23 protein-coding genes are annotated in these 24422 nt (G+C 28.3%); 16 read left to right on the top strand and 7 right to left on the bottom strand.

All coding sequences use genetic code 11. From position 1 onward, the window contains the following. The first annotated feature begins 79 nt into the window (after positions 1–79). Complete coding sequence (hisB, locus tag ACPB8Q_RS07825) at positions 80–655, top strand: imidazoleglycerol-phosphate dehydratase HisB (protein ID WP_423792611.1); 576 nt, start codon at positions 80–82, stop codon at positions 653–655. Here hisB and ACPB8Q_RS07820 read toward each other — a convergent pair. Beyond that, complete coding sequence (locus ACPB8Q_RS07820) at positions 652–1446, bottom strand: MBL fold metallo-hydrolase (protein ID WP_423792610.1); 795 nt, start codon at positions 1444–1446, stop codon at positions 652–654. The two genes, hisB and ACPB8Q_RS07820, sit on opposite strands and share 4 nt — an antisense overlap. A 133-nt stretch (positions 1447–1579) precedes the next feature. Here ACPB8Q_RS07820 and ACPB8Q_RS07815 point away from each other — a divergent pair, with 133 nt between their 5' ends. From ACPB8Q_RS07815 to ACPB8Q_RS07795, 5 genes are all read left to right on the top strand, one after another. Then, complete coding sequence (locus ACPB8Q_RS07815; protein WP_423792609.1) at positions 1580–2875, top strand: hypothetical protein; 1296 nt, start codon at positions 1580–1582, stop codon at positions 2873–2875. Between the two features lie 199 nt (positions 2876–3074). Continuing rightward, positions 3075–3719: an IS6 family transposase gene (locus ACPB8Q_RS07810; protein ID WP_423792566.1), complete on the top strand. Its 645-nt coding sequence runs from the start codon at positions 3075–3077 to the stop codon at positions 3717–3719. Positions 3720–4495: 776 nt separating this feature from the next. Then, positions 4496–5710, top strand: coding sequence for an FIST signal transduction protein (locus ACPB8Q_RS07805; RefSeq protein WP_423792608.1), 1215 nt, complete (start codon positions 4496–4498; stop codon positions 5708–5710). 89 nt (positions 5711–5799) lie between these two features. Further along, positions 5800–7014: an iron-containing alcohol dehydrogenase gene (locus ACPB8Q_RS07800; protein WP_423792607.1), complete on the top strand. Its 1215-nt coding sequence runs from the start codon at positions 5800–5802 to the stop codon at positions 7012–7014. A 258-nt stretch (positions 7015–7272) separates the two neighbouring features. Further along, positions 7273–8307 carry a pelota family protein gene (locus tag ACPB8Q_RS07795; RefSeq protein ID WP_423792606.1) on the top strand — a complete coding sequence of 345 codons (1035 nt, stop codon included), beginning with the start codon at positions 7273–7275 and terminating at the stop codon, positions 8305–8307. Here the strand turns inward: ACPB8Q_RS07795 and ACPB8Q_RS07790 are convergent. Together ACPB8Q_RS07790 and cofG are read right to left on the bottom strand one after the other, a co-directional pair. Then, on the bottom strand, positions 8304–10076 hold the full coding sequence (locus ACPB8Q_RS07790; RefSeq protein WP_423792605.1) for an acetolactate synthase large subunit: 1773 nt from the start codon (positions 10074–10076) through the stop codon (positions 8304–8306). The two genes, ACPB8Q_RS07795 and ACPB8Q_RS07790, sit on opposite strands and share 4 nt — an antisense overlap. Before the next feature lie 102 nt (positions 10077–10178). Continuing rightward, positions 10179–11252 carry a radical SAM protein gene (gene cofG / locus ACPB8Q_RS07785; RefSeq protein WP_423792604.1) on the bottom strand — a complete coding sequence of 358 codons (1074 nt, stop codon included), beginning with the start codon at positions 11250–11252 and terminating at the stop codon, positions 10179–10181. Positions 11253–11338: 86 nt separating this feature from the next. Here cofG and ACPB8Q_RS07780 point away from each other — a divergent pair, with 86 nt between their 5' ends. From ACPB8Q_RS07780 to ACPB8Q_RS07760, 5 genes are all read left to right on the top strand, one after another. Continuing rightward, positions 11339–12157, top strand: coding sequence for a class I fructose-bisphosphate aldolase family protein (locus ACPB8Q_RS07780; RefSeq protein ID WP_423792603.1), 819 nt, complete (start codon positions 11339–11341; stop codon positions 12155–12157). A gap of 36 nt (positions 12158–12193) precedes the next feature. Next, positions 12194–13420 carry a bifunctional UDP-N-acetylglucosamine diphosphorylase/glucosamine-1-phosphate N-acetyltransferase GlmU gene (gene glmU / locus ACPB8Q_RS07775; protein ID WP_423792602.1) on the top strand — a complete coding sequence of 409 codons (1227 nt, stop codon included), beginning with the start codon at positions 12194–12196 and terminating at the stop codon, positions 13418–13420. A 115-nt stretch (positions 13421–13535) separates the two neighbouring features. Next, complete coding sequence (locus tag ACPB8Q_RS07770) at positions 13536–14087, top strand: XTP/dITP diphosphatase (protein WP_423793440.1); 552 nt, start codon at positions 13536–13538, stop codon at positions 14085–14087. 5 nt (positions 14088–14092) lie between these two features. Continuing rightward, a complete protein-coding gene (locus ACPB8Q_RS07765; protein ID WP_423792601.1) occupies positions 14093–15226 on the top strand; it encodes an AAA family ATPase in 1134 nt (377 codons plus the stop codon). Next, the gene (locus tag ACPB8Q_RS07760; protein ID WP_423792600.1) at positions 15219–16508 is read left to right on the top strand and encodes a VWA domain-containing protein; all 1290 of its coding nucleotides are present in this window, start codon (positions 15219–15221) and stop codon (positions 16506–16508) included. The genes ACPB8Q_RS07765 and ACPB8Q_RS07760 overlap by 8 nt, the downstream gene beginning before the upstream one ends. Positions 16509–16575: 67 nt before the next feature. Here the strand turns inward: ACPB8Q_RS07760 and ftsY are convergent, their stop codons facing one another. The 3 genes from ftsY to ACPB8Q_RS07745 are packed head-to-tail and all read right to left on the bottom strand — an operon-like array spanning position 16576 to position 18761. Then, on the bottom strand, positions 16576–17694 hold the full coding sequence (ftsY, locus tag ACPB8Q_RS07755) for a signal recognition particle-docking protein FtsY (protein ID WP_423792599.1): 1119 nt from the start codon (positions 17692–17694) through the stop codon (positions 16576–16578). A gap of 33 nt (positions 17695–17727) precedes the next feature. Further along, a complete protein-coding gene (locus ACPB8Q_RS07750) occupies positions 17728–18135 on the bottom strand; it encodes a CopG family ribbon-helix-helix protein (RefSeq protein ID WP_423792598.1) in 408 nt (135 codons plus the stop codon). Positions 18136–18140: 5 nt separating this feature from the next. After that, on the bottom strand, positions 18141–18761 hold the full coding sequence (locus ACPB8Q_RS07745; RefSeq protein ID WP_423793439.1) for an N-glycosylase/DNA lyase: 621 nt from the start codon (positions 18759–18761) through the stop codon (positions 18141–18143). Between the two features lie 52 nt (positions 18762–18813). On the opposite strand from ACPB8Q_RS07745, the gene ACPB8Q_RS07740 reads away from it, so the two are divergent. From ACPB8Q_RS07740 to ACPB8Q_RS07720, 5 genes are read left to right on the top strand one after another with little or no spacing between them, the layout of a single operon-like run. Next, on the top strand, positions 18814–20835 hold the full coding sequence (locus ACPB8Q_RS07740) for an acetate--CoA ligase family protein (RefSeq protein WP_423792597.1): 2022 nt from the start codon (positions 18814–18816) through the stop codon (positions 20833–20835). A gap of 9 nt (positions 20836–20844) precedes the next feature. Then, entirely contained in the window at positions 20845–21489 is a 645-nt protein-coding gene (locus tag ACPB8Q_RS07735; RefSeq protein ID WP_423792596.1) for a class I SAM-dependent methyltransferase, read from the top strand. Then, on the top strand, positions 21490–22140 hold the full coding sequence (gene pyrF / locus ACPB8Q_RS07730; protein WP_423792595.1) for an orotidine-5'-phosphate decarboxylase: 651 nt from the start codon (positions 21490–21492) through the stop codon (positions 22138–22140). Beyond that, positions 22118–22753 (top strand): DNA repair and recombination protein RadB, encoded by a 636-nt coding sequence (gene radB, locus ACPB8Q_RS07725; protein WP_423792594.1) that lies wholly within the window; start codon positions 22118–22120, stop codon positions 22751–22753. Before pyrF ends, radB begins: the two co-directional genes overlap by 23 nt. Before the next feature lie 2 nt (positions 22754–22755). After that, positions 22756–24042: a phosphomannomutase/phosphoglucomutase gene (locus ACPB8Q_RS07720; RefSeq protein ID WP_423792593.1), complete on the top strand. Its 1287-nt coding sequence runs from the start codon at positions 22756–22758 to the stop codon at positions 24040–24042. On the opposite strand, the gene ACPB8Q_RS07715 is transcribed toward ACPB8Q_RS07720, so the two are convergent. Further along, positions 24028–24417, bottom strand: coding sequence for an HIT family protein (locus ACPB8Q_RS07715; protein ID WP_423792592.1), 390 nt, complete (start codon positions 24415–24417; stop codon positions 24028–24030). The two genes, ACPB8Q_RS07720 and ACPB8Q_RS07715, sit on opposite strands and share 15 nt — an antisense overlap. Positions 24418–24422 lie beyond the last annotated feature (5 nt).

The raw sequence follows: 24422 nt of genomic DNA, 5'->3' as shown, positions 1-24422 counted from the left end.
TCACTAAATATTATTATGTAATTAATAATTTTATTTTTGTTTTATCATATATTTATACTATATATTTTGGTGAGTAGTTATGAGAATTTTTGAAGTTGTTAGGGAGACAAGAGAAACAAATGTATATTTAAAAATAAATATTGATGGGACTGGAAAGTATAAAATAGATACTGGAATTCCATTTTTTGACCATCTATTAGAAAGTTTTTCTAAACATGGATGTTTTGATTTAATAATTAAAGTTAAAGGAGATTTAGAAGTTGATGACCACCATACTGTTGAAGATGTTGCTATCTGTTTAGGTTTAGCATTATCAAAAATTGAAAAGAAAAATATTTACAGATTTGGATGGGCAATAATTCCAATGGACGATGCAAGAACATTAATGTCAATAGATTTGTCAGGTAGAAGTTACTGTTTAGGCAATTATGAACCAAAAAGAGAATTTATTGGGGGGATATCAACTGAAAATATAAATCATTTTTTTGAAACAGTTGCAAGTTTTGGCAAGTTAAATATACATTATGAGGTTATAGGAAAAAATGAGCATCATAAAGTAGAGAGTTTATTTAAAGCTTTTGGTGTAGCTTTGGACATAGCAACTAAAATAGATGAGAGAAAAGGCATTATCAGTACTAAGGAGTATTTAGATTAAATTTTATAAATATATTTTCCATCTAATAGCTCAATTTTTAAACCATATCTTGCAGGAACTACATCAATATCTAAAATTCTTGAGATATATTCAGCTTCTCTTTTAGGATTTTTCATTTTTAGTCCCATATGGTTCATAATTAACAACCCAGGTTTTTTATTCATACTGTTTATAATATCTATAATATCATTTGAGCATAGATGTCCTCTAATTCTTTCATTTTTCATCCTTGTTATATTAGCTATTAAAACTCTAACTCCATCAAAATCATCAATTAGAGAATCTATTTTCTCTGTATCGGAAGTATAACCAATATCTCCTAACTTAGTATATAATCTAAATCCAATACCAAAAGGGTCTCCATGTTTTGTTTTAGTGGCTTTTAACTTTGTGTCATATAGCTCTATTTCATCATTTGGATATAGAACACAACAATGTTTAACCATATTTTTATGATACTCAGATACAACTTTTTCATACTTTCCAAAACCTTCGATAGCAGTTAAACTTCCAATTAAATAACCTCTTTTTTTTAACATTCCTTCTGTCATTGCCTCAATCAAAATCTCAGTATCTGTATAATGGTCAGGATGACAATGAGATACAAATATAGCATTTGTTTTCCATGGAGAAATTTTTAGCTGATTTAATCTAACTATTGCTCCAGGTCCTGGGTCTATGTGTAATTTTAACTCATCTGTATGAATTCTAAAACCACCAGTAGGTTTTTTTTGTGTGATTGTTGCCCATCTTCCTCCACCATTTCCAATGAATACTATTTCAACTCTCACAAAAATCCCCAAAAAGTTTTTTTATAACATAAAAAAGTAATATAAATATTTTAAACTTTATTTTTAAATATTAAAAATTTAAAAATATGTATGGGATTATTTATGAGAAGGATAAATTTGGGGAGATAATAATATGCTAATAAAAAGTCCTAAAATTATTTTAACTGAGTGGATACCTTTTGGTAAAAACTATTTAACTGAATTTATAGATAGAATAACACTCAAAGAGTATCAAAGCAATAGAAAAAGATATTTTAGTATATCTCCAACTAAAAATATAAAAAATGAGCCATTTTTTTCAATATCTAAGCATGTTACAACAGTAAAAATTATTGATTTTGAGCCAGAAAATTATATAAAATTAATATCTACATTAGTTATTGATAATATAGATATGTTTATATATGCTGATTATTTAGGTAGATGTATTTATGCATTAGAGGTTGAAGAATCAGAGATAAAAAAACTATCATTTATTATTCCAAATTTAATAATTAAGTCGTCAAGAGTTATGTATCCTCTTCTATCATCTTCACAGAGATATTTATTAGAGGTTTTATATGGTAGATTGAAGGTTTATAAACATGTTACTGTTGTATCTGAAACAGAAATAAAAGATAAAGAAGATATTTTAAAACTTTCTCAAATTGTTGGGTCTATAAAAAGAGTTATTAAGTTGAGTGAAGGAAGTATAATATTTGGTGATTTTGGAATATATATCTCTACAAAAACACCTAAAAAATTTGAAAAATTTATTTATTGTTACACTTTTATAAGAAGTTTAACAGGTGTTTCAAGAGATTTATTTTTTAAATTAAATAGTATTTCCTCAAAATTAGAGATTATTAGTGATTCAATAAAAAATTTAGATTATGATAATATAGATGAAATTAGAGGAGAACTAAGTATTATAGATAAAGAGATGTCTGTTATAGAGATAGTTATAGGCTATTTAGAGGAAATAATTGAAATTGTAGAAAAACATAATAATTGTGTTGATGATGAATTTACAAATAACATATTAGATTTGTTAGATGTAGATAAAAAAATTAAAAGGATACAGTATAGAATTAGAGAGATAAAAACATTGTTAGATAGTAATGAAAAGTTAGCTACAAGTTTAACAAGGTTATTGACTACTATATCAGAAGATTTAGAAAGAGATATAGCAAAACAACTTGCAGAGAATACAAAATATCAAGTTGCATTAGGAGAGGCAATGGAAGTTTTAGAGATTGGAATATTTGGAATTTATGCCTTAGAAGCCGTCCATGTGCTAATAACAGCATCTAAAAAAGAAATATTTTATGAACTCTATATATTAGGATTACCATTAAAGTTTTGGATAATTCTTATATCTATATTTTTAGGACTATATTTAGGAAAAATAATTATTGAAAGTAGAAAAAAGGCTATTTTAGAGAGTTAGATTTTATTTTATGTTGTCATTTACAACTTTTAAAATAATTTAATAATTTTTAGAGGGGGATAAATGAATATGTTAAAGTTTGAGGTTATAACAGATAATAATAATTTTTATTATTTGCTTAAAATAATAAAAAAATTTTGTGATGATTAGAGAGTGTCAAGTTAAGCTTTTATTAATAATTGATAAAAAATAATAAAATATGAAGCTCACGATAGAAGTCTTAAAGGAGAGAATCGAAGAGGAGAAGATTTTTAAAAGGAATAAGAAGTCGATAGAAGTTAAAATCTTAGCTGGGATTTTGTATTATCTTGGACTATCGTTGAGGAAGGTAAGTTTGTTTCTTTCCCAATTCGAAAGTATAAGCCATGAGTCGGTTAGGACTTATTATCACAAGATTAAAGATGTTTTAAACGAACCTGAAAGAAAGGAAAGATACGCAATTGCAATCGATGAGACCAAACTAAAGATTGGAAATGAAAATATTTACGTATGGTCTGCTATTGATGTTGAATCGAAAGAGTGCTTGGGAGTTTATGTTTCTGAAACAAGAAACTGCCTCGATACTATATTATTCGTTAAGAGTATATTAAAATTTTGCTCTAATAAGCCGAAGATTTTGGTCGATGGTGGAAGATGGTATCCGTGGGCATGGCAAAGATTGGGTTTAGAATTTGAAAGAGTCAGATTCGGACTGAGAAATTGTGTAGAAAGCTTTTTCTCACTACTCAAACGAAGAACTAAAGCATTTTATAATAGGTTTCCTAATAACAGCAAATTCGATACAGTTGTTAGCTGGATTAAAAGTTTCATGATGTTCTACAATTGGTTGATGTCGTTAACTTGACAGTGTCAATATTCGTTATCAAAGAAGATAAAAAGCCAAAGGTAAATAAAATTAATACTAAGGTTGGAAGTAATATCCTAGATTCATATCTATTACCTACTATTACATTGTATTTGAATAGTTTTGCTCAATAAGTGAATTTTTAACGAATAATCTACAAAAAATATCACTATACTACTAAAAAGTAAGTAAATTACTTTATTAATATTTAAAAATTGATGAAAATAATTATATCCGAGTATTATACCAATTACAAAAACTAGTTCAACAACAGAGATAATAATTTTAGTTTTATTATCCACCATAGTTTCTATATAATCAAAGGATTTTAGGAAATTTATTGTTTTATTATTTTTATTTAGTATTATCCAATTAACAAACCATGGTATTATCCCCACATATATAATTATAAAAACAATATTAATCATATCATTTAAATTCATTGATTCACCTGACAGTTTCTTTTAACAAAAAATTAAAAATTTAAACGCTCATAAAGTTATATATCTCAGTTATTATTTATAAATATGTAATTGTAAGGGATGATGATCGACCAAAGGTTATTGCTCCTGATAACATTAGAAGGATGACTTTTAAGTTGTTTAATAGGATTTATACCTATGAATAATGCTTACCAAATAGCTAAAAGAGCTCTATTCTAACCACTTATTTTTTTAATTAAATATTTTTAACTATTGATAGAGTTGTCTCTTTTATATATTTTTTGATTTTGTAATATATTTTAGGTAGTATTAATGTGGGGATAGGTGAAACTTATGTTAAAGGTAGGAATTGGACATGCTGAAACTGGTAAGGAGGCAGGACAACAAGCTATGGAAGGTTTGCAAAAACCAAAACTCTCAATAGTGTTTTTTTCCTCAAATCTAAATCCTAATGAGGTATATGATGAAGTAAGAGAAGTTATCCCAACAGGTTATATAATTGGATGCTCAACAGCAGGAGAGTTGAGTAATTTAGAAGGATACAAAGAGAATAGTGTTGCTGTATTAACCTTAGAAAGCCCTATGTTAAAAGTTGGTGTAGGAATAGGAACTAATTTGAGTGAAAATCCAATAAAAGCAGGAGAAACTGCTTGTATATCAGCTTATAAAGATATTACATCTGACCCTACCTTAGCAAGTTTCCTATTTTTAGGATACTTAAAATCAAAAAATTTGAATTATATGAATATAAACCCTTTTCACTCAATAATAATCCCAGATGGATTAGCAGGAGTTGAAGAAAGTTGTATGAGAGGAATTGTCCAAAAAATGGGGAGAAATATCAATATTGTTGGTGGTTCTTCTGGGGATGATTTGAAGTTTAAAAGAACTTATCAAATATGTAATGGAGTTTATACTAACAGTGTAGTGTTCTCAATTCTTTGTGGTTTTAAAATGGGAACAGGAATGACTCATCCTTACATTCCAACAGATAAAGGATTTATAGTTACAAAATCAAAAAATAGATGTGTTTATGAGCTTGATGGACAGCCAGCATCAGAAGTGCTAAAAGACACTCTCAAAGTAAAAAACCTCACTCCCCAAGTTTTTGCTGATAATCCTTTGGGAGTCAGAGCTTGTGATGTGTTTGGAGAATATACCATAAAAAGTATTATGATGGAAAATCCAGATAAGAGTTTAACTTTCTATTCAGAAGTTCCAGAAAACATTTACTTGAATTTGATGACAACAAACAAAAAAATTGCAGAGGAGAGGTTTAAAAAAGCACTTGAAAATACAATTAGTTCAGTTTGTAAAAAAGAAGATGTTGCTTGCATAATTGTGTTTAATTGTATATTAAGATACTTATTAAATAAAGAATTAGGAATTGATGATATTAAGCTTATAAGAGAGGTTGTAGGAGATGATGTCCCAGTAATAGGATTTAATACCTATGGAGAGCAAGGTGCTACCAGAGGGGGGTCACTTGGACATTATAATCAAACTGCAACAATACTTGTTATTAGTAAAAATCCTCTCTCAAAGTGAAGTTGCAAGGTTAAGTTTTATATACTTTTAACAGTATATACTTTTAACATCCATTAAACTTAATAAACCTTTTAAGAGGTGAGAGAGGTATGGAATGGATGGATAGAGTAGATATAAACAAAGTATTTGAGTTAAGAGCAAAACCAATATGTTACTTTGGAGTTGGGGCAATAGAAAAAATAGATGACATCTTTAATTACTATGCAAACAAAGGAATGAAAAATGTATTATTTGTAACTGGAAGAAGCAGTTATAAGAAAACAGGAGCTTGGGATTATGTTGAAAAAGCATTAGAAAAATATGATATGAACTATGAAATTTACAATAAAATAGCTCCAAACCCAACAGTTGATATGGTGGATGAAGCTACTGAATTAGGTAGAGAGATAAATGCTGACTTTGTAGTTGGAATTGGTGGAGGTAGTCCAATTGACAGTGCTAAGGGAGTAGCAGTTCTCTTAGAATATCCAGACCAAAATGGTAGAAGCTTATACAAGTATGAATTTACACCAGAAAAAGCTAAACCAATTGTTGCAATAAACACAACACACGGAACAGGGACAGAAGTTGATAGATTTGCAGTAGCAAACATTCCAGAAGATAATTACAAACCAGCATTAGTTAGTGAGGTTATCTATCCACAATTCTCAATTGATGACCCAAAATTAACAGTTGGATTGGATAAATATCAAACCTTAGCTACAACAATAGATGCTCTAAACCATGTTAATGAAGCAGCTACAAGTTTAGCAAGAAGCCCATATTCAATAGAGTTAGCAAGAAGAGTTATTGAAATTATAGCAAAATACTTACCAATAGCATTAGAAGATGGAAGTAATTTAGAAGCAAGATATTGGTTGTTATATGCCTCTGCATTAGCAGGAATTTGCTTTGATAATGGATTGTTACACTACACTCACGCATTAGAGCATCCTTTAAGTGGAATTAATCCAGATGTTACTCACGGGATAGGTTTAGGAGTGTTATTACCAGCAGTTATAAAACACTGTCATTCAGCAGTTCCAGAGATATTTGCATACATTTATGAACCAATTGTAAAAGATTATAAGAAAGCTAAGGAGGATGGATTATTCTTAGCAAAAGAAGTAGAGAATTGGTTAAAAGAAATGGGATTAACACAAAAATTAGGAGATTTAGGATTTAAAGAGGAAGATGTTGATGAGTTGGTTGAATTAGCTTTCAACACTCCAAGTTTGGATATCCTCCTAAGTTTAGCTCCAGTTGAAGCTACAAAAGAGAGAGTTAAACAAATTTACTTAGATTCTTTCTCCGATATCCAATAAACTCCTTACATAATCTTTTTTTATTTTTATAAAAAAATTTGCCCACTGCACACACAATAACTATTTAATGTGTTTTTAGTAGTACTATTTTTAAAAATTCCAGCAACTTTGGTAATGTATCTATAGTTCTTGATATATTCAAATATTTGTATATATAGTATAATATAAATAAAAAACAAAATTTTTGAATTTTATCTAATACTATAAAAATAATTTTTAAAAATGTTTAATAAAAAATAATCAAATTAGGGGATACTTATGAAAATTTTAGAAGAGGAAAAAAATATTATTAAGTTAATGCCAGAGAACTTAGATGATTTGTGGGATTTATACAATATTATTGAGGTTGGAGATAAAGTTTATGCTCTATCTGAGAGGAGAGTGCAGGATAAAGGAGATGTTATTAGAGCAGATAGAGGTGCTAAGATAAAAATGTTCTTAGGTGTTGAGGTTGAAAATACTGAGTTTGATGAAAATACTAAAAGATTAAGAATTTTAGGGAAAATTATAAAAGGTCCTGATTTAGTGCCATTAGGTAGTCATCATACAATTGAAATAAAACCTTTTGATGAAATAACAATAGAAAAAGATTGGAAAAAATGGCAAATTGATAGGATAAGAGAAGCTTTGGAATCTTCTAAAAAACCAAAGATTTTAGCTGTTATTATGGATGATGAAGAAGCTGATATTTTTGAAGTAAAAGATTATAAAATAAAAGAAATATGTAGTATTAAATCTCACTCATCTAAAAGATTAGATTACAAAGCTAATGAAGAATTAAAAAAGGAGTATTACCATGAAATAGCCAAGGTTTTAAAGGAGTATTCTGCTGATAATATATTAGTTGCAGGTCCAGGATTTGCTAAAAACAATTTTTATAAGTTCTTAGATAACTATCCTGAAATCAAAAAAAAGGTTATTGTTGAATCTGTCTCATTAACTTCAAAAGCAGGATTGAATGAAGCAATAAAAAGAGGGATAATAAATAGGATATATGCTGATTCAAGAGTTGCAAAAGAAACACAATTAGTAGAGAGATTATTAGAGGAGATAGCAAAAGATGGATTAGCTGCTTATGGATTAGAAGATGTTAAAAAAGCTATAAACTATGCTGCAATAGACACTCTTTTAGTTTCAGATAGTATAATAAGAAATAAGGAGATTGAAGAAATTATAAATAAAGTTGAAGAAATTGGAGGGAATGTTGTTATAGTTTCTTCTGAGCATGATGCAGGAAAACAGTTAAAAGCTCTTGGAGGAATAGCTGCATTGTTAAGATTTTCTATTGATTAATACTCTTCCTTAACTTTTTCTTTATATTGCTTTATTATATTAAAATCTACTTTTTTAGGTTGTGGTTCTACTCTCTCTGGATATACAAACTCTGTTATTTTTCCACCTGGTGGAACCATTGAAAGAGCTTCTGCAGGGTCTATAACAATATCTAATAAATATGGTTCTTCTGATGTTATTGCCTCTTTTAATTTTTCTTTTATTTCATCTGGGGAGTATATTCTATCAGCTTTTATTCCATAACTCTCAGCTAATTTAACAAAGTCAGGACTTTCTCCCAAATGAACTTCACTCTGTCTTCTTCCATAATAAAGATTTTGCCATTGATAAACCATTCCTAATGTTCTATTATCAAATATACATATAACAACAGGAATATTATACTCTTTGATTGTAGCTAACTCTTGTGAGTTCATTAAAAATCCTCCATCACCAGTAATACAAATAACATTCTTATTTGGTTTAGCTAACTTAGCTCCTATTCCTGCTGGGAATCCAAATCCCATAGTTCCCAATCCACCTGAAGAAATAAAAGACCTTGGATAATTAACTTTAAAGTAATGTGCCATCCACATTTGATTTTGTCCTACATCTGTTGTTATTATTGTATTTTTTAAATTTTTATCTAATTCTAACAAAACTTCTCTTAGCTCTTTAACAAATTTTTGAGGTTTTATTGGTTTGTCATTGAAGTCCATAAATGGAATGGACTGTTTTTTTAAATAGTTGATTCTTTCTAACCACATATCTTTATTTTTTAATTTAATTGTATTTATTAATTTGAGCATATCTCTCAATACATTTTTAGCATCTCCAACTATTGGAATATCTACTCTTACATTCTTTCCAATCTCTGCTGGGTCTATATCTATATGTATTATCTTTGCCTCTGGAGCAAAACTGTTAATATCTCCTGTAACTCTATCTGAGAATCTACATCCAATAGCAATCAATACATCTGACTCATTTATTGCATAGTTTGCAGCTTTTGTTCCATGCATTCCAGCCATTCCCAATGAGAGAGGATGCTCTTCTGGAAATGCTCCTTTTCCCATTAAAGTTGTTGCAACAGGAATTTTTAATGTTTCAGCAAACAATAAAAGCTCTTGATGAGCATTAGCTAAAATAACTCCTCCTCCAGCTAAAATAACAGGTCTCTCAGATTCAGCTATTAGATTCATAGCTTTTTTTATTTGGAGAGGATGACCAATAGTTTTTGGCTTATATCCAGGTAAATCAACCTTAGCAGGGATAGGATAAAGTTTTTCATCAAATTCAGCTGTTTGAACATCCTTAGGTAAATCTATATGGACTGGTCCTTTTCTTCCAGTTGTTGCTATTTCAAAACTTGCTCTTATAACCTCTGGAATCTCTTCAGGTTTTGTAATTTGATAGTTATGTTTAGTAATAGGCATAAATATTCCAAGAGCATCAATTTCTTGGAAGGCATCATTACCTATTAATTTAGTAGGCACTTGTCCAGTTATTGCTATAACAGGAGAAGAATCTGCATATGCTGTTGCTATTCCAGTAACTAAGTTTGTAGCTCCTGGCCCAGAAGTAGAGACACAAACTCCTGCTTTTCCAGAAGCTCTTGCATAACCATCAGCAGCATGTGCAGCAGCTTGCTCATGTCTTGTTAATATGTGAATTAAATCACTCTCATATAGAGCATCATAAAAAGGTAGCATAGCCCCTCCAGGATATCCAAAGATAATATCAACACCTTCAGCTTTTAATGCTTTTATAACAGCTTCAGCTCCTTTCAATACTAATCACCAAATTGAACATTATATAAATCTTAACTATAAAACACAATTCATTATTTAAAAAGTTTTTATTTTTTTATTATTATTTTTGACTATTTTAATCTATGCTTTAAATTCACACATTTCAACAATTTTATTATAAACTTTTTCACTCAGCCACTCTCTACTAATATATTTATCATAAACTGGCAATCTCATTTTTAGTTTTAAGCCAACTTCTTCTGTTAATCTTTTTAGTTCTTCAATTTCTGGCCATTCTGCTTCTGGATTAACATAATCTTTTGTTAGTGGAGAAACTCCTCCCCAATCATCAACTCCAGCTAATAAAAATAGTTGTCCTGTCTCTCTATTTAAGTTTGGAGGTATTTGGATTGAAATATCTTCTAAGATTAATTTTGCTAAAATAATTACCTTTAACATCTTTATAGGAGATGGCTCTTTATAATTTTCCATAGGAATTCCTTTTTTTGGTTTAAAGTTTTGAATTATGACTTCCTGTATATGTCCATATTTATTATGAATCTCTTTTATTTTAAAGAGAGAATCAACAATTTCCTCATTATTCTCACCAATCCCAATTAATAAACCTGTTGTAAAAGGAATCTTCAATTTTCCAGCATTTTCTATCATCTCAACTCTTAACTTTGGATGTTTTCCAGGGCTGTCTTTGTGGGCTATTGTATTCATCAATCTTTCTGAGATGTTCTCTAACATTAAACCCATTGATGCATTGACTTCTTTTAACAACTTTAACTCATCATAATTCAAAATTCCACAGTTTGTATGTGGTAAGAGATTTGTATTTTCTAAACACCAATCTTCTAAATGGTATAGATATTCAATTATATTAGAAAATCCTAATTTCTTTAATTCTTCTTTTATTTGTTTGTTTTCGTCTACTCTCTCACCAAAAGTGAATAAAGCTTCTCTACATCCATACTTATCTCCTTTAATTAAAATTTCCTTAACTTCATTAGGTTTCATTAAACTTGCTTTATCTTCCCTAAATACACAATACCCACATCTATTTATACACCATTTTGAGAGAGGTATAAAAACATTCTTTGAGTAAGTTATATACTCTCTTTTAAATTTTTTATTTATTTCATTTAACTTTTCTAATATTTGGTTGTAATCATTAGAGTTTAGAAAATTAATAGCCTCTTCTCTATCCATAAATTTCACCTTAAAATATAAAATTATTAAAAGTATATATACCATAAATAATAATCCTGAATAAAAATACCTTAGGTGAGTGTATTATGGAACTCTTTAAAGATATAAAGAATTTAGGGAAGTTGGTAAGATTGGAGAGAATATTTAATAAAGAGAGTGAGAAAACTGTTATAGTTCCTATGGACCATGGTGTTTCTAATGGACCAATTCCTGGATTAGTAGATATGAAAACAACAATAAATAATGTTGCAGAAGGAGGAGCTAATGCTGTTCTTTTACATAAAGGAATAGTTAGACATGGGCATAGAGGATATGGCAAAGATATTGGATTAATTATACACTTATCTGCTGGAACTTCTATCTCACCTAATCCATTAAAGAAGGTTATAGTTACAACAGTTGAAGAAGCTATAAGAATGGGGGCTGATGCTGTTTCAGTTCATGTAAATGTTGGTTCAGATGAAGATTGGGAAGCATACAAAGATTTAGGATTGATAGCAGAGACATGTGAGTACTGGGGAATGCCCTTAATAGCTATGATGTATCCAAGAGGGAAACATATTCAAAATGAAAGAGACCCAGAATTAGTAGCTCATGCAGCAAGATTAGGAGCAGAGTTAGGAGCTGATATAATAAAAACATCTTACACAGGAGATATAGATAGTTTTAGAGAAGTTGTTAAAGGTTGTCCAGCTCCAATAGTAATAGCAGGAGGTCCAAAAACAAAGACTGATGAGGAATTCTTACAAATGATTAAGGATGCTATTGAAGCTGGAGCTGTTGGGGTAGCAACTGGTAGAAATATCTTCCAACACAGAGATGTTGTAGGAATAACAAGAGCTGTATGTAAGATAGTCCATGAAAATGCAGAAGTTGAAGAAGCTTTAAAAGAAATTAAAAAATAATTATTTCTAATTCTAACTATTTTTTTATGTGGAACTATGGATGCTATCATATTAGCAGCAGGGAAAGGGGAAAGATTAAGACCTTTAACTGTTAATAGGCCTAAACCACTTTTACCAATAGCTGGAAAACCTATTTTACAGCATATAGTTGAAAAAATAGAGAATTATGTAGATAATATATATATTGTTGTTAAATACAATAAAGATAAGATAATAGAATATTTTAGAGAGCATCCTAAAATCACTTTTTTAGAGCAAGGAGAAATTGATGGTACAGGAGAAGCTGTTTTAACAGCTAAGGATTATGTTGATGATGAATTTTTAGTTATAAATGGAGATATTGCTTTTGAAGATGATTTAAAAGATATATTTAAATATAAATATGTAATAGCTCTAAAAGAAGTAAATAATCCCAAAGATTATGGGGTAGTTGAGTTAGATAATAACAATTTTATTGTTGATATAGAAGAAAAACCCGAACATCCTAAATCAAACTTAATAAATGCAGGAATTTATAAACTTGATAAAAAGATTTTTGAGATTTTAGAAAAAATAAATATTTCAAAAAGAGGAGAGAAAGAGCTAACAGATGCTATAAAAATCTTAATAAAAGAGGAAAAAGTCAAAGGATATATTTTAAATGGTTATTGGAATGATATTGGAAAGCCTTGGGATTTGTTAGATGCAAATAAATATTTTTTAACTAAGATTAAAAGAGAGATTAAGGGAGAGATTGGAGAGAATGTAGTTATTAAAGGGAATGTTATTGTTGAGGAAGGAGCTATTATTAGAGAGAACTCTGTTATTTATGGTCCAGCTATTATAAAAAGAGGATGTGTTGTTGGACCATTAGCATATATAAGGGAATATACTGTGTTAATGGAGAATGTATTTGTTGGAAATTCATCAGAAATAAAATCATCAATTATTATGAAAAATTCAAAAATTCCTCATCTCTCTTATGTTGGAGATAGTATTGTAGGAGAGAATTGTAATTTTGGATGTAATACAATAACTGCAAATTTAAGATTTGATAACAAACCAGTTAAAGTAAATATAAAGGGTAAAAGAGTTGAGAGTGTAAGAAAATTAGGAGTTATTATGGGAGATAATGTAAAAACAGGAATACAAGTTTCTTTTATGCCAGGAGTAAAGATAGGAAACAACTGCTGGATAGGTGCAAGTTGTTTAATAGATAGAGATATTGAAGATAATACATTTGTTTATAAAAAAGATGAGCTTATATTTAAGAAGTTATTATAATATATAATATAATCCCCCCAGTGGGTTAGCCTCCCTGACATAGCTAAGCTGTTGGATGATGGGAGTGTGTTAAACTGGGGGGACATCTCTACTACACTATATAAAGGTGATTTAAATAAAAATATACTTTGCAACTGGAAATATTAACAAAGTTAAAGAAGCAAAAATTATTTTAGGAGATGAGTTTGAAGTTGAGCAAATAAAAATAGAGTATCCTGAGATACAGGGTAGTTTGGAGGAAGTTGCTGAGTTTGGAGCAAGATATGTTTATGAAAAATTAAAAAAACCTGTTATTGTGGAAGATAGTGGCTTTTTTGTTAAGGCATTAAAAGGTTTTCCTGGGACATACTCAAAATTTGTATATGAAACTATTGGAAATAAAGGAATTTTGAAATTGTTAGAAGATGTAGATGATAGAGAAGCTTATTTTAAATCAGTTATAGGTTATTGTGATGAGTTTGGAGTAAAGCTATTTATTGGAAAAGTTGATGGTAAAGTTTCTATTGAGGAGAGAGGAACAGAAGGATTTGGTTATGACCCTATTTTTATACCAAAAGGATACAATAAAACTTTTGCAGAGTTGGGAGTTGAAGAGAAGAGTAAAATATCTCATAGAAAAAAAGCATTTGAGAAATTTAAAGAATTTTTAAAATTTAAAAAGAGTTGATATTTATGTTACAAAAGATAAGGGAAGAGTTGAATAACTATTTTATAGAGAGGAGGGAAGAGATAGATATAGCATTGACATCTTTATTATGTAGTGAGCACACTATTTTTTTAGGTAATCCAGGAACTGCTAAATCTCAATTAATTAGAGCTATCTCTTCTCACTTCAACGCTAAATATTTTGAAAAACTAATAACAAGATTTACAACTGAAGATGAGTTATTTGGACCTTTAAGTATTAAAGAATTGAAAGATAACGATAGGTTTGTAAGGAAAACAGATAATTATCTACCGACAGCCGAGATAGCGTTTTTAGATGAAGTGTTTAAGGCAAATAGTTCAATATTAAACTCACTATTAACAATAATAAATGAGAGGATATATCACAATGGAGATAGGATAGAGAAAGTTCCATTAATAAGTTTGTTCTCAGCATCTAATGAACTTCCTGAAGAGAATGAACTCTTAGCTTTCTATGATAGATTCCTATTTAGGAAGGTTGTAAGGAATATAAAGGCATTTGATGACTTAATGAAATTGTTAGATTTGAGTGAGGAATATAAACCAAAAACAAAAATGTCAATAGATGAGCTAAAAAACTTACAAAAAGAAGTTGAAAAAGTTGATATCTCATCAATTAAAAAAGATATAATAAATATAAAATTTGCATTAGAAAATGAAGGTATAACTATATCAGATAGGAGATTAAAGAAATCAGTTAAGGCAGTTAAGAGTTATGCTTATTTAAATGGGAAGGATAAAGCAGATGTAAATGATTTAGATATATTAAGGCATATATTTTGGAATGAGCCAGATGAGTTCTTTAAAGTTTCTGTGGAAGTATTTAAGATATCTAACCATTATGAGGGCTTTGCATTAGAGCAGAGAGAGATATTAGATAACTTAGTTAGTGAGTTTAAAAAGATAGATAAAGATAGATTAGGTTTAGGAGGAATAGAGTATAGAAAATGCTTAGAGATTTTAGGAAAGTTAAATAGTATGTTACTTTCTTTAAAAAATGCTAAAAATAAGGCAATTGAAAATGAAAAACCACACAACTTAATAGATGATGTTATTAGAGAAGTTGAAGGTTTTAAGAAATATATAGAAAATATTCTAAAAGGTAAATTAAATGAATAATAAAAATGTTATAAAATTTGATGCTTATGATAAAAAAGCTTTTGAAGTATTTTTAAAGAACAGCCAGTATATTCAAAAGCTTTTAAGACATTACTCTTCTGAGTTGCATGAGAAATTAATTGAAGATACATTTTATACTTTTTTTAAGTATGTTGTTGAATTTAATGATTTTGTAGAAGAAAAATTTAATATAAATAAATATATTTTAAAGGGAGCTATAAGTAGTATTGAATATGAGAAATCTAAGCTATTGACTGAGTTGAACATTGCAAACTCAGGAACAGCAACAATCTTATTTATAGACAAATTCTTTAAAAATTTAAATAGGTTAAATAAAACTTCTCTTTCAAAAATTTCACCAGAAGAATTAGAAAAATTGGGAAATGAAACTATTAAAGAAGTAGGAAATGAGATAGTTGAGGTTATAGAGGGTTTAGAGGCTATTAAAGAGTTTGGTAGGGGAAAAGGAGATAAAAAATATTTGTCTGTTGAAGAAAAATTTAATCTTGTTGATGAGATTATTAAAAACAAAGTTTTAAAAGAAATTATTAAAAAATTAGGTAGATTAAGGAAGTTAGCAATATCAGAATATAAAAATAAATTACAATATAATCCTGAAGAAGTGTATTCTATAAAAGTTGGTAGAAACTTAAAATATCTCCTACCAAAAGAAATAACTTATTTTTCTGATGAAATATTATATTTAGAATTTTTAAGAAAATTTTATGAGAGAAAACTTTTAAACTATGAGTTAAAAAGTAGAGAAAATAATGAGAAAGGGCCAATAATTATTTTAATTGACCATAGTGGTTCAATGTATGGGGAAAGAGAGATATGGAGTAAGGCTGTTGCTTTATCTTTAATTGAAATTGCTAAAAGAGAGAAAAGAGAGATATACTATATAGCTTTTGATGATGGAGTAAGATATGTGAAAAAAATAACTCCTGGGAAGATATCATATAAGGAGTTGGTGGGGTTGGCTTCTCTCTACTTTGGTGGAGGAACAGATTTTGTTGAGCCATTAAATAAAGCAGTTGAGATAATTATGAGAGAGAATAAAAGTGCTGATATACTACTTATAACTGATGGATATGCAAAAGTTCCAAAAAGCTTTATAGATAAATTAGAAAAACTTAAAAGAGAGTTAAACTTTAAGCTATACTCTATTTTTGTAGAGACATATCCAACTGAGACAATAATATCAATATCTGACTCATACATAAAAGTTAAAGATTTAGTTGATGAAGAAGCTAAGAAAGTTTATAAAATGATTAAATTCTGAGGTCAGAAAAAAAGTTTCATCATAGCTCAGGACATCGATGTGTTATCATCCCTCTTTCCCAAAAAATTTAAAATTCTCTCTCAGTTGAATATTTTTGAGTTTCTTCAAATATATTTCTAATTATTATATCTGGAGAAAATTCTATTAAATCTTCATATCTTTGTCCTACCCCTAAGTATAGAATAGGTTTTCCAATAGCATAACCAATAGATAGAGCAGCCCCTCCTTTTGCATCAGCATCTATTTTAGTGAGAATAACTCCATCTATTCCAACAGCTTCATCAAACTCCTTAGCTTGATATACAGCATCATTTCCAGTTAAGGCATCTCCAACAAATATAACTAAATCTGGTTTTGTTACTCTTACTACTTTTTTGATTTCTTCCATTAGGTTAATGTTTGTTGCTTGTCTTCCAGCTGTATCTGCTAAAACAACATCTATACCTCTTGCCTTTGCATGTTGAATAGCATCATATATAACAGCTGCTGAATCTGCTCCTGGTTGATGTTTAATAACTTTCACTCCAATCCTTTTTGCATGTTCCTCCAACTGCTCAATAGCCCCTGCTCTGAATGTATCTCCTGCAGCTAAAACTACTTTATAACCTTTGTTTTTTAATTTATATGCTAATTTTGCTATTGTTGTAGTCTTTCCAGTTCCATTTATTCCTACAAAAACAATAACTGTTGGTTTTCCTAATTTTTTATTTTTTTGAATAATTTCCTCAATATCTATATACTCCTGAGAGAGTATATTTCTTATAGCATTTTTTATAGCATTTAAAACAATTTCTTCAACATTATCATCAGCAGATATTTTTTTACCAACTAACTCATTTTTAATCTCTTCTAATAGTCTCTCTACAACTTCTAAAGCTACATCTGCCTCTAACAGTTCAATCTCTAACTCTTCTAAAATATCTTCAATATCTTCCTCTAAAATAACAACCTCTTTCTTAATAACTTTTTTTATAGTTCTTGTTATTTTAAATCTATCAAAAAAGCTTATTTCTTTCTTTTCATCTATAATTTCCTTTTTTGGTTGTACTTTTAAATTCTCTTTTTTCTCCTCAACTTTTGCTATAATCTTTTTTTCTTCTTCATCCTGTTTTTCTCCTTTTTTATAAATTTTTTCAGTTATTTTTGATGCAGCATTTAATAACTTTTCTTTTAACTTACCAAACATAATTATTCCCACTTAAAATAAAATTTTATGTATTTAAAATACTACTATTTTATCATATATCTTTTTGTTTAATTTTTTTATTGATTCATAAAAATTCTTTATTTCTTTTCCTTTACCTTCAACAATAAACATCTCAACTTTCATATTTTTTCCACATTGTGTAGTTATATATCCTTGATTTACAGATTTTATAAGATTGTGATACTCAAAATATAACTTACTCATAGTATCTAAATTCTCTTTGGTAGGGTAATAAACAACTATAATTATTCCATTTATAATTCCTTCTCTATCTAATGTATTATTCTCTAAAATCATTTTTCTTACAGCATCCCTAATTAATTCACTTCTACTTGAATATCCCTTTTCATTTATAAGCCTATCAATCTCTTCTAATAAAAATTTTGAAAAGCTTATGGAGATTCTTTCAATATCTCCCATAAAAATCACTTTAAAACTTTTCCAGTCCTTAAATACCAAATATATAAATCTAACTCTGCTAAGTTTAAATTAACTTCTCTACCTATTTCTTCTAAAATTTTCTCAATCTCTAAATATTTTCTCTTAGATAGAGTTTTTGGTATTTCTAATATATAATTATTTTCATATAGCTCTCTTAAAATGTGTCTATCTATTATAGCTACATTATCATAACCAACATTTCTTAGAAAGTGAGAACTCTCCTTATAACCTAAACCTTTTATGTTCTTAACTAAAAATTCTCTTGCCTTTCTTTCATCTCTAAAACTTGTTATTATATCTTTTATATTCTTATATCTCCTTGCCAATACTATGTATTCTGCTCTTTTTTTGTAGTATCTATGGCCTAACTCTTTTAATTTGTTCTCTAACTCCTCTCTACTAAGTGTTAAAAAACCATCATCAATCTCTTTTTGAATCTTTATGCATTTTTCAGCTGAAAAGTTTGCTGTCAATAAGCAAAAACATAACTCCTTAAACCACTCTTTATTATCCTTATTTTTAAACTCTTTAAACTCTTTGATTCTTTTATCTATAATTTCTTTTACTTCACTATTTTTCAATCTTTCAATCTTTTCAATAAGTATATTTATCACCAACAACTAAAAAATTTATTATAAAACTAATTTAGGGATAACTATGATAAAATACTTATTCTATCCTGAATCAATTGCTATTATTGGAGCCACTCCAAAAGAGAATAAAGTAGGATACTCAATATTAAACAATTTGAAAGATTTTAAAGGAAAAATATATCCAATAAATCCAAAATATAGTGAAATTTTAGGATATAAATGTTATAAGTCAATTTTAGATGTTGATGATGATATAGATTTAGCTGTTATAGTAACTCCCAATGTTGTAGTTCCTAATGTTTTAGAGGAATGTGGGAAAAAGGGAGTGAAAGCAGTTGTTATTATAACTGCTGGATTTTCAGAAGTTGGCAATTATGAGTTAGAGAATAAAATAAAAGAAATAGCTAAGAAATACAATATAACTGTTGTAGGACCTAACTGCTTAGGAATTATTAATACATCCAACAATCTAAATGCTTCTTTTTCTAATATATATCCTCCAAAAGGAAATGTAGCTATCATCTCACAGAGTGGTGCTGTTTTAAATGCTATATTAGATATTTGCCCACTCCTAAATATTGGAGTTTCAAAGGTTGTAAGTTTAGGAAACAATATTATGGAGTTGGAAGGGAAACTTTTAGAGTATCTAAACAATGATAATGAGACAAAACTAATAGCTATATATTTGGAAGGTTTAAAAGATAAAAATTTTAAAGAAATAGCTAAGAAAGTAAATAAACCTATTATTGTATTAAAATCTGGAAAAAGTGAGGTTGGTAAGAAAGCAGCTAAATCACATACTGGAAGCTTAGCAGGAGAATATAGAGTATATAAAGCATTATTTAAGCAGCTGAATTTTATTATTGCTGAAACATTTGAGGAGTTAATTGATTTAATACATATATTCTCAACTCAGCCAACTTTAAAATCAAATAATATTGCTATTATTACAAATGCAGGGGGATTTGGTGTTTTAGCAGCTGATTACACTGAGAAGTATAATTTAAAATTACCAAATTTTTCAGAAGAGACAGTAAATAAACTTAAAGAAGTTCTACCAAAAACAGCCAATATTTCAAATCCATTAGATATTATAGGTGATGCAACTCCTGAAAGATATAGAAAAGTTATAGAAATTTTATCAAAAGATAAGAATATAGATGCTTTTTTAGTTATACTAACTCCTCAAAAGATGACTAAACCATTAGAAGTGGCAAAAGAAATAGTTGATTTAAATATTAAACCTCTCATAACCTCATTTGTTGGAGGAATTTCAATAAAAGGAGCTAAGAGCTATTTAAGAAAGAATGGATATCCATCATATATAACTCCTGAGAATGGTGTAAAGGCATTATCTTATCTTTATAAATACAGTAAGAAAATTGAAGATGATAACTACTATTATAAAGTAAAAGAAGAGTTCTTAAAAATAACAGATGAAAACAAAAATATTATTAGAGAGTTATTAAAAGATGTTAATGAGTATAAAGCAAAAAAACTACTCTCAATATATAATATTCCTGTTCCAAAAGGTTATTTAGCAAGAAGTGAAGAGGAAGCTGAATTTTATGCCAAAAAATTTGACAAATGTGTTATGAAAATTGTATCTCCTGAAATCTTACATAAAAGTGATATAGGAGGAGTAATAATAAATCCAGAAAATCCAAGAGAAGCATATAGAACATTAATTGAAAGAGCAAAAGGAAAAAAAATTGAAGGAGTTCTTGTAGAGGAGTATATTGATGGAGAGAAAGTTGAGGTTATTGTAGGCTCTAAGAAAGATGATTTAGGCTATACAGTTATGGTTGGTTTAGGAGGAATATTTGTAGAGGTTTTAAAAGATATATCCTTAGGAGTATTGCCAATATCTAAAAACTATGCTATAAACATGATTAAAGAACTAAAATCTTACAAAATATTAGAAGGATATAGAGGACAAAAAAAGAAAGACATAAACTTTATAGCAGAAACTTTGATAAAGATTGGTGTTATAGCTGAAATAAACAATATTAAAGAGATTGAGATAAATCCATTGTTTGTATTTGACCATTGTGGCATTGTAGGAGATGCAAGAATAATAATTTAAGAGAATAGTATGAAAACAAAAGAAATAAAACAATTTTATGACCATTGGGATGTTAATAAACTACCCAAATATATGAAAGATATTATAGATTTTGCAGATACATTAATTGAAGAAGAGATTAAAGATAAAATCTCTGGGTTTGTGTTAGATGCAGGCTCTGGATTTGGAAGATTTTATAATATACTGAAAGATTATGATACTATATATTTAGATATATCTTTAAATTTGTTAAAGAAACATAAAGGAGATAAAAAAGTTGTAGGTAACCTATTATATTTACCTTTTAAAGATAATGTTTTTGACACAGTTTTATGTATAAATGTTTTAGAACATATTGGAATAGAGGGATTTAAGGAAATATATAGAGTTTTAAAAAGAGGAGGGAAGGCAATAATTGTTTTTATGAATAAAGATTGCTTATTTAAAGAAGAGATATTTTTTAATTTTGATATATTTCATAAACCTTTATCAATAGAAGATTTTAAAGGATACAAAATAATATATAAAAAAAGCTTTTATTTTTTTCCTCCTATATTTAAGATATTCCCTAACTTAAAAATGATTTTTAAATTTTGGAAGAGAATTGATAAATTATTATCTAAATTCTCTAAAAGAGGAAATTTTATTATTTTAGTTATTGAAAAGGTGGAATAGATGCCAAAGCTTATGCTTGCCTTAGATGTTGAAGATAAAGAAAGAGCTTTTAAAATATTGGATGAAGTTATTGACTATATAGATGCTATAAAAGTAGGATATCCATTAGTTTTGCCTTATGGAATAAAGATAATAAAAGAAATTAAAGAAAGATACAATAAAGAAGTTATAGCTGATTTTAAAGTTGCAGATATACCTTCAACAAATGAAAAAATAGCTAAAATAACATTAAAGTATGCTGATGGAATTATTGTCCATGGATTTGTTGGTGAAGAATCAGTTAAAGCAGTGTTAAACACTGCCAAAGACAAAAAGGTTATTTTAGTTACTGAAATGAGTCATAATGGAGCTGAACAATTTTTAAAACCAATTGCTGAAGAGTTAGCTCTTTTAGCTAAAAAATTAAATGTTAATTATATTGTAGCTCCTGCAACAAAACCTGATAGATTAAAAAAATTAAAAGAGACTTCTCAAAAACCAGTTATTACACCAGGAGTTATAGCCCAAGGAGGAAAGATTGAGGATATTATAGATATTTTAGATGATAATGATTATATTATTGTTGGTAGAGCTATCTATCAGAATGAAAATCCAAAAGAAGTAGCTAAAAGCATTAAGGAGAGAATAAATGCTAACAAAAATATTAACTGATAAGGTTGATAGAGAAATTATAACTCAAATTTATGGACCTCCTGGAAGTGGAAAAACAAATATTTGTATAATCAATTCTATAAATTATATAAAAGATAATGGAAAAGTTGTTTATATTGACACAGAGGGAGGACTTTCAATAAAAAGAATTTTACAAATTGAAAATAACCATAAACTTTTAGAGAATTTGTTGGTTTATAACATATTTGACTTTTTTGAGCAAGATAGAATTATATTAAAAGAACTTCCAAAGTTGGCTAATGAAATTGATTTAGTTGTTGTGGATAATATAACCTCTCTATATAGATTGGAATTAACTGATAAAGCAGATAAAAATATAACTCTAAATAGAATGCTTGGAAATCAGATAAGAACATTGTTAAAGTTGGCTAAATCTTACAATATAGCTGTCCTTATAACAAACCAAGGAAGGGAAACGACTAATGGATTTGAAGCTGCTGGAGGAAATCTTTTAGAGTATTGGAGCAAATGTATAATTAGATTGGAGAAAAGTAAGGATTATAGAGTAGCATATTTAGAAAAACATTTATATGCTCCAGAAGAAGAGATAAAATTTGAGATATATGAAAAAGGTATAAGAATTTTGGGATAATTATGGTGTTTAAAGCTTATGATATAAGAGGAGTATATAAGAAAGAGTTAGATGAAGATTTTGCATATTCCTTAGGAAAAGTTTTAGGAGAAAAATATAAAGATAAAAAAGTTTTAGTTGGAATGGATGTTAGAGAAGGTTCAAAAAAATTAGCTCCTTATTTTGTTTCTGGATTGGTGGAGAGTTGTGATGTTGATTTTGCAGGAGTTATATCAACACCACTCTTATACTTTGGAACTAAAAATAAATATGATTTAGGAGTTATTATTACTGCTTCTCATAATCCTAAGGAATATACTGGATTTAAGATGTGTGATAGAGTAGCTATTCCAATATCTCCAAAAGAAGAGATTAAACCAATATTTAAGAAATATAAAGCAAAAGAACCAGTTAATTTAGAGGACTATTTAGTTGATATTAAAGAGGATTATAAGAGATTCTTTATTAAAAAGATTGGAAAAATTGATAAAAAGATAGCTGTTGATTTTGCAAATGGTGCAACAACAATAGCAGAAAAAGAGATTTTAGAGGAAATTGTAGAGAATCCTATTTTTATAAATGACTATCCTGATGGAAATTTTCCAGCTCATGAGCCAGATACTTTAAAAGAGGAGTGTTTAAGAGATATAATAAAAAAAGTAAAAGAAGAAAAATGTGATTTAGGTTTAATATTTGATGGAGATGGTGATAGGTTAGGAATGATAGACAATAGAGGTAGAAATGTTAGAGGAGATATATTAACGGCTATAATAGCAAGAGAAATTTTAAAAGAAAAACCAAATTCAAAAATTATATATGATTTAAGATGTTCTAAGGTTGTTGAGGAAACTATCTTAAAGTATGGAGGAATTCCTATAAAGACAAGAGTAGGACATTACTTTATAAAAAAGCTTATGCATAAAGAAGACGCTGAGTTTGCAGGAGAGTTAAGTAATCATTTCTACTTTAAAGAAATTGGATATTTTGAGAGTCCTTTGTTGGCTTTATACTATGTTGTGAAGGCAAATAAAGATTTAGATGAGTTAGCAGATGAATTTAATAAATACTATCATTCAGGGGAAATAAACTTTAAAGTAGATAACCAAAAAGAGGTATTAGAAAGAATAAAAGAACATTTTAAAGATTGTAGAATAGAAGAACTTGATGGTCTTTCAGTGTATTGTAAAGGATTCTGGTTTAATATCAGACCTTCAAACACAGAACCTTTATTAAGGTTAAACTTAGAGGCAGATAATGAAGAAATTTTAAAAGAAAAATTAGAAGAGATAAAAAGATTAATTACTCTTTAATTTTTTATAGATTTCATCCAAATCAACATCTACTACTTTTCCAAAAATTATTCCTTCTTCTTCTCCAAATCTTGGAATTATATGAAAATGAACATGATTAACTTCTTGTCCAGCTAATTTACCATTGTTATTAACTATATTATAGTCACTAAATCCTAATTTTTTTAATATATTTAATGTTTTTTTAACTCCTAAAATTAATTTTTGAAGTTCTTCATCAGGAATATCTTCAAATTTTTCATAATGCTTTTTTGGAATAACTAATGTATGTCCCTTACTTCTTGGATTGATATCTAAAAAAGCTAAGACATAGTCATCTTCATAAACTACCTTAGCAGGAATTTCTCCATTCACTATCTTACAAAATATACACATATTAT

Origin of the sequence: Methanocaldococcus indicus (genome assembly GCF_049554935.1) — an archaeon.
Classification (GTDB): domain Archaea; phylum AGJL01; class Methanococci; order Methanococcales; family Methanocaldococcaceae; genus Methanocaldococcus; species Methanocaldococcus indicus.
This window is presented reverse-complemented; position numbering and strand designations above follow the sequence as displayed.

What these genes read in the sequence shown, in the direction of transcription:
- ACPB8Q_RS07715 (WP_423792592.1), bottom strand. Translation starts at nt 24,417, where the DNA reads ATGTGTATATTTTGTAAGATAGTGAATGGAGAAATTCCTGCTAAGGTA.
- ACPB8Q_RS07720 (WP_423792593.1), top strand. Translation starts at nt 22,756, where the DNA reads ATGGTGTTTAAAGCTTATGATATAAGAGGAGTATATAAGAAAGAGTTA.
- glmU (WP_423792602.1), top strand. Translation starts at nt 12,194, where the DNA reads ATGGATGCTATCATATTAGCAGCAGGGAAAGGGGAAAGATTAAGACCT.
- ACPB8Q_RS07810 (WP_423792566.1), top strand. Translation starts at nt 3,075, where the DNA reads ATGAAGCTCACGATAGAAGTCTTAAAGGAGAGAATCGAAGAGGAGAAG.
- ACPB8Q_RS07795 (WP_423792606.1), top strand. Translation starts at nt 7,273, where the DNA reads ATGAAAATTTTAGAAGAGGAAAAAAATATTATTAAGTTAATGCCAGAG.
- hisB (WP_423792611.1), top strand. Translation starts at nt 80, where the DNA reads ATGAGAATTTTTGAAGTTGTTAGGGAGACAAGAGAAACAAATGTATAT.
- ACPB8Q_RS07735 (WP_423792596.1), top strand. Translation starts at nt 20,845, where the DNA reads ATGAAAACAAAAGAAATAAAACAATTTTATGACCATTGGGATGTTAAT.
- ACPB8Q_RS07780 (WP_423792603.1), top strand. Translation starts at nt 11,339, where the DNA reads ATGGAACTCTTTAAAGATATAAAGAATTTAGGGAAGTTGGTAAGATTG.
- cofG (WP_423792604.1), bottom strand. Translation starts at nt 11,252, where the DNA reads ATGGATAGAGAAGAGGCTATTAATTTTCTAAACTCTAATGATTACAAC.
- ACPB8Q_RS07800 (WP_423792607.1), top strand. Translation starts at nt 5,800, where the DNA reads ATGGAATGGATGGATAGAGTAGATATAAACAAAGTATTTGAGTTAAGA.
- ACPB8Q_RS07760 (WP_423792600.1), top strand. Translation starts at nt 15,219, where the DNA reads ATGAATAATAAAAATGTTATAAAATTTGATGCTTATGATAAAAAAGCT.
- ACPB8Q_RS07815 (WP_423792609.1), top strand. Translation starts at nt 1,580, where the DNA reads ATGCTAATAAAAAGTCCTAAAATTATTTTAACTGAGTGGATACCTTTT.
- radB (WP_423792594.1), top strand. Translation starts at nt 22,118, where the DNA reads ATGCTAACAAAAATATTAACTGATAAGGTTGATAGAGAAATTATAACT.
- ACPB8Q_RS07805 (WP_423792608.1), top strand. Translation starts at nt 4,496, where the DNA reads ATGTTAAAGGTAGGAATTGGACATGCTGAAACTGGTAAGGAGGCAGGA.
- ACPB8Q_RS07750 (WP_423792598.1), bottom strand. Translation starts at nt 18,135, where the DNA reads ATGGGAGATATTGAAAGAATCTCCATAAGCTTTTCAAAATTTTTATTA.
- pyrF (WP_423792595.1), top strand. Translation starts at nt 21,490, where the DNA reads ATGCCAAAGCTTATGCTTGCCTTAGATGTTGAAGATAAAGAAAGAGCT.
- ACPB8Q_RS07740 (WP_423792597.1), top strand. Translation starts at nt 18,814, where the DNA reads ATGATAAAATACTTATTCTATCCTGAATCAATTGCTATTATTGGAGCC.
- ftsY (WP_423792599.1), bottom strand. Translation starts at nt 17,694, where the DNA reads ATGTTTGGTAAGTTAAAAGAAAAGTTATTAAATGCTGCATCAAAAATA.
- ACPB8Q_RS07765 (WP_423792601.1), top strand. Translation starts at nt 14,093, where the DNA reads ATGTTACAAAAGATAAGGGAAGAGTTGAATAACTATTTTATAGAGAGG.